We start from the raw sequence: 15,637 nt of genomic DNA on the forward strand, positions 1-15,637 counted from the left end.
TCAAGGCTCCAGAGGAGCGGGTTCTCCCTCCAGACGCATCTGAGACGCTGCTCAGGCCGCTCACCCCGAATTTCGCGTCTCGCTCTTCTTGAAAACCGTCGCAACTCCCAGTCGCGGAGGTTTTCACACGGTCTGGGCCTCAGAATGACGGCAAGCACCCATTGATCATCAGATCAGATCCAGGAAAGAGAGACGACGCGGGACCGGCTTCGCGCCGGCCCCGCGTCTTCGTTTCTCCCAATCTCCCGATCACCCGTCAGTTCAGGACCGTGGTGCCCCCGGTGGTGAGCGAGGGTGCGCGGGCGAGGATGCGGCCCAGCGCGGTGCGCTCGCGGCGCCAGACGGGGTCGTAGCCGACGTCGGCGGAGCTGGTGGCGGTGGGCTGGAACGACATCGGGTCCACGGGGACGCCCTTGCGGCGCACCTCGTAGTGCAGGTGCGGCCCCGTGGCCAGCCCCGTGGAGCCCACGTAGCCGATCACGTCGCCCTGGCGCACGGGCACGCCGTTGTAGACGCCGTGCGCGATCGACGACAGGTGCGCGTAGCGGGTGGCGTAGCCGTTCGGGTGGCGGACCTCCACCAGGTTGCCGTAGCCGCCCTTCACCGCCGCGTAGGAGACGCTCCCGTCGGCGGCGGCGCGCACGGGGGTGCCGTACCCGGCCGCCAGGTCCACCCCCGTGTGCGGGAGGATGCGGCGCAGGATCGGGTGCATGCGGTCCATGCGGAACGGGCTGGTCACGCGCAGGGACGGCAGCGGCCCCGTCCACGGCACCGGGTCCAGCGAGCGGCCCCAGTCGTCGTAGTAGCCCGGCTTCTCGCCCTGGTCGTAGAGGAAGACGGTGTACATGCTGCCGCCCACCGCCGCCTGCGCCGCCAGCACCTGGATGGAGCGCGTGGAGCCGTCGGGGCGCATGGTGCGCTCGTACGCCAGCCGCAGCCGCCCGCCGCCCTTGAGCGCCCGCCCCTGCAGGAGGGGAAGGTACATCTTGTCCAGGTGCCGCCCGATCATCTCGCGCTCCGAGGGCGACAGGTCGCTCGCCAGCACGGTGAGCGCCTGCGCGAAGCTCCCGCTGGCGTAGCCGCCGAGCAGCAGGGTGTCGGTGGTGACGGGGATGGCGTGCACGGCCGGCAGCGCGGCGGGCACGCCGCCCGCTTCCGCCGGCCCCGCGTCGGCCCACGCCGCGAACACGCCCAGCGCCAGCACGGCGACGGCCGCGACGGTGAGCGCGGGCATGAACGGAGTCCGCTCGAGGAGGCTGTACTTGCGCATGGGAAAGGAAATGCGGTCCGGGCGGGGAACGGGCCCGGAACGGGTCAGGACGTTCGACCGTGGTGTGGGGGAGTGAACAAGATAGTACGCGGCGGCCCGGAGGGGAAGCTTCGCGTTCGGGTACGGCTACGAAGCACACCGTACGCAGGCGCTTCCCCCGGCTCCGGCGGGTCTACTGCTCCCGGTACACTACCCCACCCTTCATCACGAAGCGCACCCGGCGCACGGCGGAGATGTCGCGCGTGGGGTCGCCCTCGACGGCCACGAGATCGGCCAGGAGGCCGGGGCGGATGGAGCCCAGGCGCTCCTCCAAGTGGAAGATGCGCGCGTTGCCCGACGTGGCGGCGATCAGCACCCGGGCGGGCGTCATCCCGTAGTCCACCATCAGCTCCATCTCGCGCGCGTTGTCGCCGTGCGGGTAGACGCCCACGTCGCCGCCCATGCAGATGGCGACGCCGGCGTCCAGCGCCGCGCGGAAGCTCCGCCGCTTCTCCTGCACCTGCGGCGGCTCGGGGTCCTGCCCCTTGCGCCAGCCGCGGTACTGCCGGATCGCCTCGGTGGCCGCCAGCGTGGGGCAGAGCGCCACGCCGCGCTCGCGCATCAGCCGGAACACCTCGGGGGTGCCGCCGTCGCCGTGCTCGACCGTTTCCACCCCGGCCAGCACCGCGCGGCGCATCCCCTCCGCCGTCCCCGCGTGCGCGACCACGGGGCGGCCGGCGTCGCGGGCCACCTCGACGATGCGCCGCAGCTCCTCCTGCGTGAAGGTGGCGCGCGACGGCTCGCCCGCGCCCCAGCGGTAGTCGGCGTACACCTTGATCCAGTCCGCCCCGCGGCCGATCTGCGAGCGGGCCACCCGCGCCACGCCTTCCAGCCCGCTCGCCTCCTCGGCCCCCACCGGCGCGTCCTCCCACTCGGGCGCCATCCCCCCGCGCGGCCCGTACGCCCCCGTGGCCACCATCGCCCGCGTGGTGACGATCAGCCGCGGGCCGGGGACGATCCCCTGCTCGATCGCCTGCTTGATCCCCACGTCTGCGTAGGCCGCGCCCTCCGTTCCCAGGTCGCGCGCGGTGGTGAAGCCCGCCAGCAGCGTGGCCCGCGCGTGCGCCACCGCCCGTGCCACCCGGAGCGCCAGCGCCTCGCGCAGCACCTGGTCGTCCCACGACGTCTCGTTGTAGGGGTGGAGGAGCAGGTGCGAGTGCCCCTCGATCATCCCCGGCATCAGCGTGGTGTTCGGGAGGTCGACCACGCGCGCCCCCGCCGCCGCGATCCCCGCCGCGGGCCCCGCGGCCGCGATCCGCTCGCCCTCCACCAGCACCGCCCACCCCTCGTGCGGCTGGGCGCTGACGCCGTCGAACACGCGCGCCGGGCGCAGCAGGTACCGCGTGGCGGACGCCGGCGTCTGCGCGGCCGCGGCGGCGGGGACGAGCAGGGCGGCGGTCAGGAGGCGGAGGAGCAGTCGCATCGGTCGTGGATCAAAAAGGGAACGAGGAACGGAGCCGACCAGCCTACGCGATGCGGCGGGCGCGGCGCACCACGACGGGCGAGCCCTCGGCGACGAAGGCGGAAGCCGGCGGCCCGGCCAGCGCCTCGGCGAAGGCGGGTCCGTAGAGCGCCACGGCGTCGCAGTCCAGCGCGGCCTCGGCGGCCTCCCACACGCGCCACGGGGGGTGCTCCACGCGGTACTCCACCGTGCCGCCGTCGCGCTGCGCGGTGTAGCCCCAGTAGTGCTCGGTGATGAACTCGGCCTCGGAGCCGGGCTCGAGCGGCCGCGGCTCGCCCCCGAACCGCGCGCGCACCGAGCACCACCGGCCGCGGTGCCGCCACCCGTACTGCGCGTGCCCCCCGCCCACGTCCACGCGGTGGCGCATCGGCAGGGCCACGTACGGCTCGTTGTAGATCGCGCGGGCGATCGTCGCGATCGCGACCCGCGGCACGATCTCCCGGATGAACGTCACCCCGCGCCGCCACCCCTCGGGCCCCCGGCGCCCCGTGTAGAAACGCAGGTTCACCTCCTCGAAGTCGCGGTGGAGGGGCACCGGCACCCCCAGCAACCGCGTGCCGAGGAAGAGGAAGCCCACCACGCTCACGAAGGTGGTGCCGTTCCACGCGTCCAGCTCGGTGCCGCGCGGCACGTGCGGCCGCAGCACCGCGGGGTCGACGGCGTAGTTGAGCATCACCAGCGTGCGCCACTCGGCGGTGAGGAAGCGCGCGGCGGGCGCCTCCGGCGGCGCGGCGGCCAGGGTGGACACGGGGCTTCAGTTCCCCTGCCCGGACGCTTCGCGGGAGAGCTCGTCCACCTGGCTCTCGCGCGCCTGGATGGCGGCGTTGGCGCTGTCGACGCGGGCGCGGGACACGTCGTCCACGCGGCCCGGGGCGTCGATCGTGGGCGGGGCCGCGGCGGCGGCGGAGTCGGCGGGAGCGGCGGTGTCGCCCCCGCCCGGGCCGCAGGCGGCCAGCAGGAGCGCGGCGGCGAGGGCCGGCGCGGTGCGCAGGTGCATGGTCGGAGTCCTCGGGTGGAAGGTGGGAAGTCCGCCGAAGATACCGGCCGCCGCCCGCGCGCGCCACGCTTTTCCGCGATCCGGAAGAGGCGGAGACGATTTCGCCCTCGTCTCCGCCTCCCGTCTTCCATCCGCCGAAGCTTACCGGCTCAGCCGACGGCGCCGCAGGTGCACGTCTCGATCGGCTCGCAGGTGCACGGGCCGTAGGTGACGTTGCAGCAGGTGTCGGCCTGGGTGTACGGCGGCGGGCAGGTGTCGCTGGGCGGCGGGGGCGGGCACCCCGGGGTCGGCGGCGGCGGGCACTCGCAGGTGCACGTCTCGATCGGCTGCCCGGTGCACTCGGGGCAGTCGGTGCGCGTGACGGGCGCGTAGAACGCGTCCGCGGCGCCGCGCACCGTCCCCGCTCCGCGCGCGTCGGCGTCCGTCGCGAACGACTCCACCACCAGCGCCTCCACCTCCAGCCGCAGCTTGCGCATGCCGCCCTCCTCGCGTGGGATGCCCTCGGTGCGTGACTTGAGACGATGGGGATAGTTGCCGCCGTTCCTCGCCCGGTCAAGCACCGTCCCGACCCGACCGACACGAGCATCCCACCATTGCGCGTCCCGTCGGCAAGCGCGGTTCCCGCGGCACTCCGGAGGGGAATCCGTTGGGGAGATTCGAGTTGCGCGTGCCGGGCGCGCCGGGTGCCGGAAAGATCTGTAACAGCACGATGCCGATCATCGTTACACCGTGCCGGCTCCCGTGCCGTGGTTGCGGTGGCAGGCCTTGCCCCCGGCCACGCGGCGCGCATCCCCTGGCTTCCCGCCCGGTGGATTCGCCCCCAACGCAGAGCCCCGCCCGGCGTGGTGCCGGGCGGGGCGTCGTGGTTCGCGGCGGAATTGCGGCGGGTCAGGAGATCGGGCCCACCTCGTCGAACGTGAAGCCGCAGAAGGACCCGAAGACGTGGACGTTCTGCGTCCCCGCGACCAGCTCGGCGGTCACGTCGACGGTGCAGCGCCCCGAGCTGCCGGCGCCCTTGGCCCAGGTGAAGGCGCCCCGCTCGGTGACCCGGAGCGCGGTGACCCCGCCCGCGTTCGACGCGGCGTTCAGCCCCACGTCGATCCTGGGGTCGCCCGTGAGCCGGATGGTGCCGCCGTCGTCGGTGGGCACCTCGCACGCCTGGTGGCGGACCGCCACGTCGGCCTGCAGCTGCGCGGTCTGCGCCTGGTCGTCGAAGCTCCCCGACATGTGCCCCGCCAGCGCCACCGAGCCGCTCGGCTTGCACGGCGCCGTGGTGTTGAAGTCGTAGGTGAAGCTGTTGGGAGCGGCGGCCGCGGCGCGGGAGGCCTGCGCCTGCGAGGTGCCGCCCTGGGCCACGCCCGAGCCGAGCGCCAGGATCGCGCGGTTGATCGCCTCGGCCTCGGCCCGGGTGAGCTCGCCGCCGCCCGGTCCGGTGCCGTCGCCGCTGCACGCGGCCAGGGCGGCGCAGAGCAGGACGGGAGTCAGGACGCGCTTGCGCATAAGGGGTTCTCCTGCGGGTGGATCGCATCGCCCGGCCGGGAGGCCGGGTTCACTTCCCGTCCAAGTTAATCCCGGCGACTGGGTGCCGCCATGTATCCGGTCGGAGTTCAATCAGCTCAAGCGAAGCTGCCCCCGCCACTCCGCGACGGCAGGCGAGGGACGGAGGTCGTGCTGCGAGCCGGTCCACCCGCGAATCCCGCCGCCCGGGATCCGGCTCAGAACAGCTTCTTCACGCCGGCCTCGATTCGGGCGGAGATAGGGCCTATCGCTTGCCGGACTGCCTTGCGGCGGGCCGCCAGCGACGCTGGGAAGTCCGCTCCCTTGGCCGCCTGCGCAACTCGCTCACTCGCCTCACTTGCCCACTTCGCGAGCTCGGAATGCGCGGGTCTCTTTGGATCGAACTTGGGGATCGGGAAGTCCAGCACCTTCTTGTGAATGTCCCGCTCGCCCAAGAGCCCGGTAGACTGAAACGGTTTGATCGCCTCATTCACGGTCTCGGAGTTGAGCACCGCGGCTAGATAGTCCGCCTCGTCACGAGAGTCGCAGGGCGCCCAGTAGAGCTTGTGGTCGATCACGAGCCGTCCATCGTGCGCGTGGGAGTCCAGCGAGGCCGCCGATACGTTGGTGCCCGACGCATTGTACAGGACGAGAGCCTCTCCCCGCGATCCCTGGTTCGTCAGCTTGTTCTGGTAGTTCAGCCATTCGGTGACCGTGGCCTCGGACTTTTTGCCACGCACCTTTTTCCAGTGTTTTTCGACCTTCGTCATCCACGCGGCGAACTTCCGGTCGCCCCGGGCCTTGAGTTCGCCGGCTTCCAGCAGCTGCAACGAGTCCCCCGACATGAGAATCGGCAGGACGACGATATCCGGCTCCAGCACGTAAAACGGAACAACGTGCTTCGACATGACGGCGCGGTAGATGTAGCGGCCTTCAACCTCGCCGCTCATCATGAAACCTCTCCACGGCGCTTTGGCGAGTACCGCCTGCTCCGGCTCGGTCTCAGCCCAGTACAGCCTGTCGAAGTCCGGCTTTCCGTCGAGTTCCGGGATCGCGACAAAGTAGCAGTTGCGCGGAACCAGCGTCGCACCCTGCCTGAACTGCCGCCGGTAGAAGCTGGACTTGGTCGGATGAGTGGTACCGCCGCCAGTGGACAGGGCGGTGCGCTCTCCCAGGTAGATCAGCCGGGCCTCGTTCGTCCTCCTGCGTAGCGCGCTTCGCGCCTCCTGCACGTTCGGGTCCTGTGAGCGGAGGACGCCCTCCCATTCGATTACCGGCAGGGTGTAGGTGCGGCTGCGGCTAGGCACCTTGCGCTCGGCGAACAGCACGCAGGAGGGGACTTTGAACAACGGCGTCACGCCCTTGAGGTCCCAGTACGCAACGACGGTGGCCTTCGCCACGTAATTCCGCGTACGAAGATTTGCGTGCTGGTCCGCCGTCAGGACGCTGCGGGGCACGACGAAGGCCAGCTTCGCGCCTTTCTTGCCGAACACGTTCAACGTGTGGACGAGAAAAATGGTGGCCAGCTCCATCTGCGTCATCAGCTTCTGCTGCCGCGGCGCGATCTGATATTCGTCTACGCCACGCTTTTTGACTTCGGCTTGGTACTGGGGGTCCTTGATGTACCTGTAGGAAAGCCAGGGCGGATTGCCGACGCACACGTCGAATGACTCCCGCAGCATGGCGGGTTTGTACGAATTCCGGACCACGAACGACCAGATCGAGTCCTTCCTGGCCTCAATCAGCTTAGCCAGCTTCCGCGCATACTCCCATAGCGCCTCGACCATCAGGTCCAACTCCGGCTCCCCCGCGATCGCCGGTACTTCGTTGCGCAGGTACGCCGCCAGTGTCACGCTCGATTCTGCCTCGCCTCGCGCGAGTGCTTCGCCCACCTCGGTCGCCGCGTCGATGGCGGGATCGAAAAGATCAGCATTGCGGACCAAGCTCTCGGGGATCGAGACGGATTTTTCCCCGAAGCGGACCTCGTACGTCCGCGTGCTGCCGAGCTCCAACTGAATGACCTCGACAGGTAGAAACAGCGCGTCAGCAAGGTAGACGGGGATCTGGATCGGCCTGCGAAGGTCGCGGAGCAGCGGGCCGAGGGCCAGTGCGTAGGTCGCGCGCGCAATGGTGACCGCCAGCGGGTGGATCTCGATTCCCACCACGCTGCTCAGGATGGCACTTAGGCGAAATGCACCGCCACCCTCGGGGTTGTTCGCGAGCAGTTTCGCGATCGCGGCTCTGAGAAAGCTCCCAGACCCGCACGTAGGGTCTATCACCCGGACGAACCCCGCTTTCGGGAGCAGCTCCTCGACGATCGCCTCGCACAACCAGTCGGGCGAGTAGTACTCGCCAAGGTCGTGGCGCTCCGCGGGGTCCACTAATTCCTGGTAAACTCCCTTAAGAATGTCGTTGCCGATGTGCAACAGGTCGTAAGTTAAAATCTGGTCCAGCAGGCGCTCCCACATCGGCGCGAGCGTCGGGGCGACGTCCGCCTCCGTGATCCAGGAAAAGAAGTCGTCCTCGACGAGGTTGCGGATACCGTGCTGCCTGAAATAGCTGCCGTCAAATACTTGATTCGCGACTTCCCTCAATGGCTGGGTCGTCTTGCCGTGCGACATCACCGCCCAGACGAGAAGCCGCGCGATGGAAGCGAGGTAGGTGTGGCGCAGAAAAAGATCCTGCAGCTGCTCGATAGCGTCGAGCGAGCCATACGTGAAAGTGAGGTATCGCTTCCACGTCGACAGCTTCAGCTCGTTCTCGGAGTGGGTGCCGGAGACGCGCCATGCCTCTCTCAGATCGCGGATCGCGCTGCTGTACGCCACGCTCTGGGCGCCGAAGTCGAAGCGGAACGCGTCGGGAGTGGGCTGCTGCCGCCCTTTGCGGAACAGCAAGGCGGTAAGCCAGAAAAGGAATTCATCAATGGTCGCGGACGTCAGCTCGATGGTTCGCAGGTGCTCGAGCTTCACCTGATCTGGCGTGACTTTTTTCGAAGAGCCGACCACCCGAACGGGAGAATACGTCTTCCAAATCTTCCCGTCCGTGGCGACACAGATCAGCACCCTCGTTGCCCCCTCGGCCGTCCATACGCCGGACGTGTACTCGCGGAGCTGATATTCTGCGTCGGCACCGGTTGCCTGCAGAGACGTCTCGAACTCGATGATGACGTTGCCGTAATAAGTATCGATCCGTCCGTGCTTGTCTCCCGCCGCAGCGGCAATGCGCACCCGCTTTTCGGTGCCGCGAGACAACTCGACCACGGCCTTGCTGCCCTTGAACATCTCCCCGATCAGTCCATAGAACCGGTGAGTCTTTGCCGACTCGTTTGGAAGGGACTCGATCTCCTTGGCGAAGCGCAGAAGGGCGTCGCGGTGCGCGTCTGACACAGCTTCTTTCCTATGGGTGTGGACGAGCAGGCAGAAGGGACGGCCCTCTCATCTTGGGCACGGATGGGTTCATTCGCAAGGACGGCGGGAGACGGGTTGCTCCCCGCCGGGGGTCGTCGGGCGCGGTGGACGTGAGCGTCGCCGGTGCACCCCGAGTCTCTGTAGTGCCGACCGCCAAGCGTAGCCTGCGTGGGGCGGAGACCGCCGGCCTCCACCCCGCCGCATACACTGGAAGGGCTGCAGTTCAGTGCGCCGCATGCTCAATAACGCGTCCGCCGCTTTCCGCCCCATTGAGCCCTCGGGAGCGAGCCTGGCGATTTGACTCCTCCAGCGGCAGGCCCTGCGCGCTTGCGGGCGATCTCGCGCGGTCGCCTCGGCGGGCGGCGATGCGCTTGACCATCCGCGCCTCCCGCATCGGCCGTGGGCACGCGGGGGCGCGGCACCCGCTGAGCGCGCACCGCCGTGCCGGTGCACGCCACGGCCGCGGTCACGATCAATCCGGCCACGCAGCGGAGGAGAAGACGTCTCATGCCGACCGGTCAGGTGGCGGTCGAGCGAGGCTCCGCCGCTTCCTCCTCCCGTGCTCCGCTCTCCCCCGCCTCCCCGAACGCCCGCCGCTCGGCCGCGGCGGTGAAGATGCGGTAGGCGGCGGCCAGCGCCTCGGCCACCGGCTCGCCGCCGGCGGCGGGTGGGAGGGGGCCGAGCTGCCGGAGAACGGCGTCGGGCACCTCGGCGGCGCGCGGGGCGTAGCGCAGGCCCGCCAGCTCCGGCCCGGCGCGCCAGAAGTCGCCGGAGGGCGGTGCCGCGGCGGAGGCGGCGGGCGTGGAGGCAGGCTCCGGCTCGGCTTCGGGCCCAGGCTCCGGGATCGCGCCACGCAGCTCGCGCAGGCGCTCCAGGAGCCGCTCCTTCGGCTGGCCGCGCCAGGCGAGCACCAGGAAAGGGTCGGCGTCGAACGCCTCGGCCAGGATGTAGTAGGTGGCCGCTACGTGCTTGCACGGGTTCCCCCAGTCCGGGCACGAGCAGTCGTTCTTCAGCTCCCCCGGCTTCGTAGGGAAGAGCGAGAGCCCGGCGGCCGCGAACGCCTGCTCCACGTCGCGCGGCATCTCGCCGGCCAGCAGCGCGGCCAGGAAGAGCGCCTGCCCGGCCAGCTCGGCCTCGGCGCGCGCCCACTCGGCGTCGGTGAACGGCTTCAGCGCGATGCGCACCGCGTACGGCTGGGGCTGCGAGCCCTGCACCCGCGCCGTCACCGCGCCGGGCTCCACCTTCAGCCCCATCACCTGGCCGCTGCGCGCGTAGCTCCGCCCACGCGAGAGCCGCGAGGTGTCGGCCACGGCCTGCAGCGCCGCCAGGAAGCGCTTCGACCACCAGCTCTCGCCGATGTCGCCGCGCTGGCTGCGCGCCTTGATCCCGTCCTTGGCCGGCCGCCGGGGGCCGTGCTCCCAGTTCCACCAGTCGCCGCTCACGCGCGCCTCCTCATGCCGTCCGCCACCGATCATCCGAGGTCCGGAATCGCAACTGCATGTCTCACACAGAGGAACAGAGGACACAGAGAAACCCCTCAGTTGGAGATTTCTGCGCCGGAGGCGAGCCACCAGCCGCAAGGAGTAGATCCCTCGGGTCGCCACCGCGCCCCTCGGGATGACACCTGGTCGGCTCGGGATAATGATCGTTGGCTTTGCCAATCATCTACCACCGCCCAATTGCGTAGTACTGCCGGCTGTTCCCTGTACCCTGTCCCCTGTTCCCTGGCTGTTTGTCACTCGGCCACGGCGTCGGCGGAGAGGGCGACGACGCGGCGCAGCTCGGCGGTGGAGAGCTCGGTCAGCCATGCCTCGCCGGCGCCCAGCACGCTGGCGGCCAGGCGCTTCTTCTCCTCGATCATCTCGTCGATGCGCTCCTCCAGGGTGCCGGCGCACACCAGCTTGCGCACCTGCACGTTTCTCCGCTGGCCGATGCGGAAGGCGCGGTCGGTGGCCTGGTCTTCCACCGCCGGGTTCCACCAGCGGTCGAAGTGCACCACGTGGTTGGCCGCCGTGAGGTTGAGCCCCGTGCCGCCCGCCTTGAGCGAGAGGAGGAGGACGGCGGGCCCATCGGGCGACTGGAAGCGCGCCACCATGGCGTCGCGCGCCACGCGCGACGTGCCGCCGTGCAGGAAGGGCACCTCCCGCGCGAAGCGCTCCTCCAGCCGCTCCTTGAGCAGCTCGCCCATCTCGGCGAACTGGGTGAAGACCAGCGCGCGCTCGCCCCCGGCCAGCACCTCTTCCAGCACCTCCTCCAGCCGCGCCAGCTTCCCCGAGCGCCCGGCCGGCGCCGAGCGGTCGCCCAGGAGCTGCGCGGGGTGGTTGCACGCCTGCTTGAGCTTCATCAGCGTGGAGAGCACCAGCCCCCGGCGCTCGATCCCCTCGCTCCGCTCGATCTTCTCCATCATCTCGTCCACGGTGGCCTGGTAGAGCGTGGCCTGCTCGCGGGTGAGGTTGCAGAAGACCTTCATCTCCATCTTTTCCGGGAGATCCTGCACGATGCGGCGGTCGGTCTTGAGCCGGCGCAGGATGAAGGGCCCGGTCAGCCGCCTGAGCGCCGCGGCGCGCTCGGGGTCGCGGTAGCGCTCGATCGGCGTGGCGAAGCGGCGGCGGAAGTCGGCGGCGCTCCCCAGGAGCCCCGGGTTCAGGAACTCCAGGATCGACCACAGCTCCGCCAGGCGGTTCTCCACCGGGGTGCCGGTGAGCGCCACGCGGCGCGGCGCGCTCAAGGATCGCACGGCCTGCGTCTGCCGTGCGGCCGGGTTCTTCACGTTCTGCGCCTCGTCGAGCACCACGCGCCCCCACTCCACCGCCGCCAGCTCCTCGCGGTCGCGCGCGGCCAGCGCGTAGGTGGTGATCACCAGCCCGGCGCCGCGGACGGCCTCCCGCAGCGCGGGCCCGCTCAGCCGCTCGCCACCGTGGTGCACGTGCACGGCCAGCCCCGGCGCGAAGCGCGCCGCCTCGCGCTGCCAGTTCCCCACCAGCGACATCGGGCACACCAGCAGGGTGGGGAGCGTGCGCCGCTTCCGCCCCGCGCCCGCGTGGACGGGTTGCGCCAGGAGGAGCGCCAGGAGCTGCACCGTCTTCCCCAGCCCCATGTCGTCGGCCAGGCAGGCTCCCAGCCCCAGGCGGTCCAGGAAGGCGAGCCACGCCAGCCCGCGCTCCTGGTACGGCCGGAGCGTCCCCGCGAACCCCTCCGGCGGCGCCACCGGGGCGATCCGCGCGTCGCCGTCCGCGGCCAGCAGCTCGGCCAGCCAGCCGGACGCCTCGACGCCCGCCACGGGGAGCTCGGCCGCGGCCTCGTCGGCGCCCATGGCCAGGCGCAGGAGATCGGCCGCGCTCATCTCGCCCGCGGCGCCCTTTTCGAAGAGCTTCAGCGCCGCCTGCACCTCGTCGGGCCGGAGCTCCACCCACTCGCCGCGGAAGCGCACCAGCGGCACCTTGGCGCGGGCCAGCGCGCGGAACTCCTCCGCCGAAAGGGATTCGCCGCCGAGGGAGACCTGCCAGTCGTACGCGCAGAGCGTCTCCAGCCCGAAGCGCCCCTCCGCCTGGCCGCGCGGCGCGGGGGTAGACGGCCGGGCGCGTAGCTTGAGCCCCAGCCGCGCGGAGGGGCGGCCCCACCAGGCGGGCACCCGCACGCCGAAGCCGGCCTGGGCCAGGAGCGGCGCGCCCTCGCGCAGGAAGCGGTAGGCGGCCTCGGCGTCCAGCCCGGCCCCGGTGGGGCGGGCGCCGCGCAGCGCCGGCTCCAGCGGCGGGAAGAGGCGCAGCGCCCGGCCCAGGTCGCCCAGCAGCCGCTCCTGCGGGTGGTCCAGCGTGCGCCTGAGCACCTTGAGCGGCCCGCGCGCGCGCCACACCTCGTCCGCCGGCACCAGCAGGCTGGGATCGTCCGCGGCCTGGAGGAGGAAGTCGAGCCGCCAGCTCCCCTCGGGCGACGGCGCGCGGGCGGCGGGAGACCCGGCCTCGCCTTCCTCCGCCGGCTCGGCGGGCGCGGAGAGGCGGAAGCAGGTGCGCAGACCGCCCGGCCGCGCGGGCTCCAGCGGCCGCGACCACGCCGCCAGCACCCCGTGCAGCCGCTCGCCCTCCTCTTTCTCCTTCAGGAACACGAAGCCGTCGCGGCCGAGGAGCGCGGCCGCCCACTGCTCGCCGGCGGCGCGGCGGCCGCGGCGCGGGGGCATCAGCTTCTGCCCGCGGAGCGCCTGGCGCACGCAGGCGTCCACCAGCCCGCCCAGCGCGAGCGAGGCCAGGTCATCGCCTTCCGCCGGTGTCTCCGCGGCCCCGGCGACTCCCGGCAGCGCGCGCCGGAGCGCCGCCAGCCGCTCGGCGTCGGCCTCGTCGGCGAGCGTGGGGCGCCACGCCGCCAGCCAGCCGACGTCCCGGGGCTCCAGCACCGGGAGCACGTGGCCGCGCGCCACCAGCTCCACGGCCAGCTTGGCCGCCTCGCCGAACCAGCGCAGCGAGTCGGCCGCCACCACGCCCTCCACGGGGGCGGTGGGGAGCGCCAGGAGGAAGTCGAGCGCCGCGTCGTTTGGGAGCTCCACCGCGCGCACGATCCACGGCATCGTCGCCGTGGGCTCCTCGCCGCCGGGGCCGGAGTCGTCCGGCCGCGGCACGTGCGGCGAAGGCTGCGGGAGGCGGTGGAACGAGGGGAGGTGGAGCGTCGGCTCGGCCGGCCGGGCGCGCCTGTCCACCCCTCCGAGCCGCCCGAGCGCGTCGCGCAGCGCGTGGTGCTCGGCCGCGAAAGGGTGCGGCCGCGGGCGGGCCTTCTCGCGGCCCACACGGCCCCGCCCGACCTTCGGCAGGCCGGGCGCCCACGACGTCTCTCCCCACAGGTACAGGGCGAAGGGGCTCCAGCAGGCGTGGACTACGATCACGGCGGTTCGACGATGGTGGATCGCTGGTCGCGATGGATGCGGAGCAATGTACGCTTTGTGCGTTTTGCCCGACAGGGGTCGTCTTCCCGCGACGACCGAATCGCCGGATACGCGGTCGAAGCCTCGCGGGGTCTGCGAGGCTTTCCGTGGCTCCAGCGAGCCTGGGGGCACTCGCGTCCGGTTGTTGCAGGGCGCCAGGCCACCCGCGCGGGATGGCGCGGAGAGACCCGAGACAGGAGGCAGGGAAGATGAAGGGCAGGAGAATCCTCGTCGCGGCCGCGGTGCTGGCGCTGGCGGCGTGCGGCGGCGGCGACGAGGGCGAGAACACCGGGGAGGCGGTCGTCGTCGACACTCCCAACGCGGCCACCCTCCCCTCCGACACGGCCGGCCTGAGGCCGGGGACGGTGGACAGCGCCGGCGTGGGGACCAACCCTCCCACCGCGGGCGGCCAGCTCGTCGACACGGCCGCCGTCCCCGGACCCGTCGACACGACCGCGGGGACGCCCACCGCGCCCTGAGACCGGTCGGAGGACACCAGGCCGCTCGCGGCTGGGCAGGTTCGGCTTCGCCCGGCCGGCGTAGCGGCGGAACCGGGCGCGGAAAAAGAAGCCGGGAGCGGTCGCCGCTCCCGGCTTCTTTTCCTCCCGCAGGGCTGGCGCGACCGCGCTCAGCCGCCGAGGCGGGAGTGGCGGTAGCGGCCGTCCGCGCCCCTCCAGAGGGCGTGCAGCGTGCCCCGGCCGTCGCCGGCCAGCTCCAGGTCCAGCGTGCCGGCGGGCGCTCCGGGCGCCAGCGGCCGCGGCGCGGTCCAGAGGCCGGCCTCCAGCCGGGTCTCCAGGGGGACCACCTCGCGCGCAGAGGCGCGGAGGAAGGCCAGGTGCAGCCTTCCCTCGCCGTCCACTCCCAGCCGCGGCGCGTAGAAGCCGGCCCCGGGCGAGGGGGGGACGACCTCGGTGGGCGGCGACCAGTGCACGCCGTCGCGCGAGACCGAGTGCAGGAGCCGCTCGGAGGCGCCGCGGACCGTCCTCTCCGTCCAGACGGCGTGCCGCACGCCGTCGGCGCCGGTGAGGAGGGTGGGGTCGTGGGAGCGCGAGGGCGCCCGGTACACCGCGGCAGGCTCCCTCCACCCCGCCCGGCCGAGCGAGCGGAACCAGAGGTCGTTGTTGGCCGTGCGCACCTCTTCGGAGGCCACCGCGGCCACGTAGGCCAGCTCCAGCCGCCCCGCACGCGCCGCCTCCCGGTCCCAGCGCAGGTAGCCCCCGCCGAGCGCGGGAGCGGGGCCGGCGCGCCAGCGGCCGCCGTCCAGCACCAGGTACCCGTGTCCGCCCTCCGCCCGCGCGTGCACCACGTGCAGCCGCCCGCTCCCGTCCGCCACCGCCGCCAGCTGCAGGTCGCTCACCCCGCGCGGATCGGCCTCGCGGTAGAGCGTGTCCACCGGCCCCCAGCCGGCGCCGTCCGAGGCGCGGTGCAGCAGGCGGCTGCCGCTCTCCGGGTCCAGCCCCTCCCACCAGAGCGCGTGCAGCCGCCTCCGGCCGTCCGCGGCCAGGCGCGGCGCGTGCGAGCGCCCCGGGGTGTCGTCCAGCGGCACCGGCTCGCTCCACGCTCCGCCCGCGAGCCGGGCGTACAGCACCCGGTTCCACCGGCGCAGGGGGCCGCGCGTGTCGGTGAACACCGCGTGGACGGCTCCCCCCGGCTCCGCCACCACGTCCTCCAGCCGGTTCCGGGGCGACAGGAAGGCGCCGCCGGGGATCACCGCGGGCGCCGTCCACTCCCGGGCGGGGGGCGGACGCCGCTCCGCCGCGTCGGAGGTGCCGCACGCGGCCGACAGCGCGAGCGCGACGAGCGTGCAGCCCTGGAGCCCGCGCCGGGGGCGCAGGCTCCAGGCGAGGCGGGGCGCCGCGGCGGCGCCTGGGGAGATCAGAAGCACGTGCTGGCGTAGTCGGTCTCGTTGCCCTCGCGGCCGTACTGGTTCGTCGACCAGCCGTCCACGTAGACCGCCCAGCTGAACACGCCGCCGTTGTACTCGATGTAGCGGCTCGCGCCCAGCGTGAGGGGGCCGTTGCCGCCGGTCAGGTAGGTGCTGTCGAAGAGCGGCGGG

12 protein-coding genes are annotated in these 15,637 nt (G+C 72.1%); 1 reads left to right on the forward strand and 11 read right to left on the reverse strand.

The window, feature by feature from the left end:
• Positions 1-256 precede the first annotated feature (256 nt).
• From VF746_24855 to VF746_24895, 9 genes are all read right to left on the reverse strand, one after another.
• A complete protein-coding gene (locus VF746_24855) occupies positions 257-1,270 on the reverse strand; it encodes a M23 family metallopeptidase (protein ID HEX8695668.1) in 1,014 nt (337 codons plus the stop codon).
• Between the two features lie 172 nt (positions 1,271-1,442).
• Positions 1,443-2,732: an amidohydrolase family protein gene (locus VF746_24860; protein ID HEX8695669.1), complete on the reverse strand. Its 1,290-nt coding sequence runs from the start codon at positions 2,730-2,732 to the stop codon at positions 1,443-1,445.
• A 43-nt stretch (positions 2,733-2,775) separates the two neighbouring features.
• Positions 2,776-3,519 (reverse strand): DUF2071 domain-containing protein, encoded by a 744-nt coding sequence (locus tag VF746_24865; protein HEX8695670.1) that lies wholly within the window; start codon positions 3,517-3,519, stop codon positions 2,776-2,778.
• 6 nt (positions 3,520-3,525) lie between these two features.
• A complete protein-coding gene (locus VF746_24870) occupies positions 3,526-3,768 on the reverse strand; it encodes a hypothetical protein (protein ID HEX8695671.1) in 243 nt (80 codons plus the stop codon).
• Positions 3,769-3,917: 149 nt separating this feature from the next.
• Positions 3,918-4,244, reverse strand: a complete 327-nt coding sequence (locus VF746_24875; GenBank protein ID HEX8695672.1) for a hypothetical protein — start codon at positions 4,242-4,244, stop codon at positions 3,918-3,920.
• Between the two features lie 412 nt (positions 4,245-4,656).
• Positions 4,657-5,268, reverse strand: coding sequence for a hypothetical protein (locus tag VF746_24880; protein HEX8695673.1), 612 nt, complete (start codon positions 5,266-5,268; stop codon positions 4,657-4,659).
• A 215-nt stretch (positions 5,269-5,483) separates the two neighbouring features.
• Positions 5,484-8,651 (reverse strand): N-6 DNA methylase, encoded by a 3,168-nt coding sequence (locus VF746_24885; GenBank protein ID HEX8695674.1) that lies wholly within the window; start codon positions 8,649-8,651, stop codon positions 5,484-5,486.
• A 539-nt stretch (positions 8,652-9,190) separates the two neighbouring features.
• Positions 9,191-10,114: an SWIM zinc finger family protein gene (locus tag VF746_24890; GenBank protein ID HEX8695675.1), complete on the reverse strand. Its 924-nt coding sequence runs from the start codon at positions 10,112-10,114 to the stop codon at positions 9,191-9,193.
• Positions 10,115-10,407: 293 nt separating this feature from the next.
• Entirely contained in the window at positions 10,408-13,542 is a 3,135-nt protein-coding gene (locus VF746_24895; GenBank protein HEX8695676.1) for a DEAD/DEAH box helicase, read from the reverse strand.
• A 248-nt stretch (positions 13,543-13,790) separates the two neighbouring features.
• Here VF746_24895 and VF746_24900 point away from each other — a divergent pair, with 248 nt between their 5' ends.
• A complete protein-coding gene (locus tag VF746_24900; GenBank protein ID HEX8695677.1) occupies positions 13,791-14,060 on the forward strand; it encodes a hypothetical protein in 270 nt (89 codons plus the stop codon).
• A gap of 149 nt (positions 14,061-14,209) precedes the next feature.
• On the opposite strand, the gene VF746_24905 is transcribed toward VF746_24900, so the two are convergent.
• Positions 14,210-15,466 (reverse strand): hypothetical protein, encoded by a 1,257-nt coding sequence (locus tag VF746_24905; GenBank protein HEX8695678.1) that lies wholly within the window; start codon positions 15,464-15,466, stop codon positions 14,210-14,212.
• A partial coding sequence (locus VF746_24910) for a hypothetical protein (protein ID HEX8695679.1) occupies positions 15,457-15,637 on the reverse strand: 181 nt, incomplete at its 5' end. The genes VF746_24905 and VF746_24910, both read right to left, overlap by 10 nt.

This window comes from Longimicrobium sp. (genome assembly GCA_036389795.1).
Classification (GTDB): Bacteria; Gemmatimonadota; Gemmatimonadetes; order Longimicrobiales; family Longimicrobiaceae; genus Longimicrobium.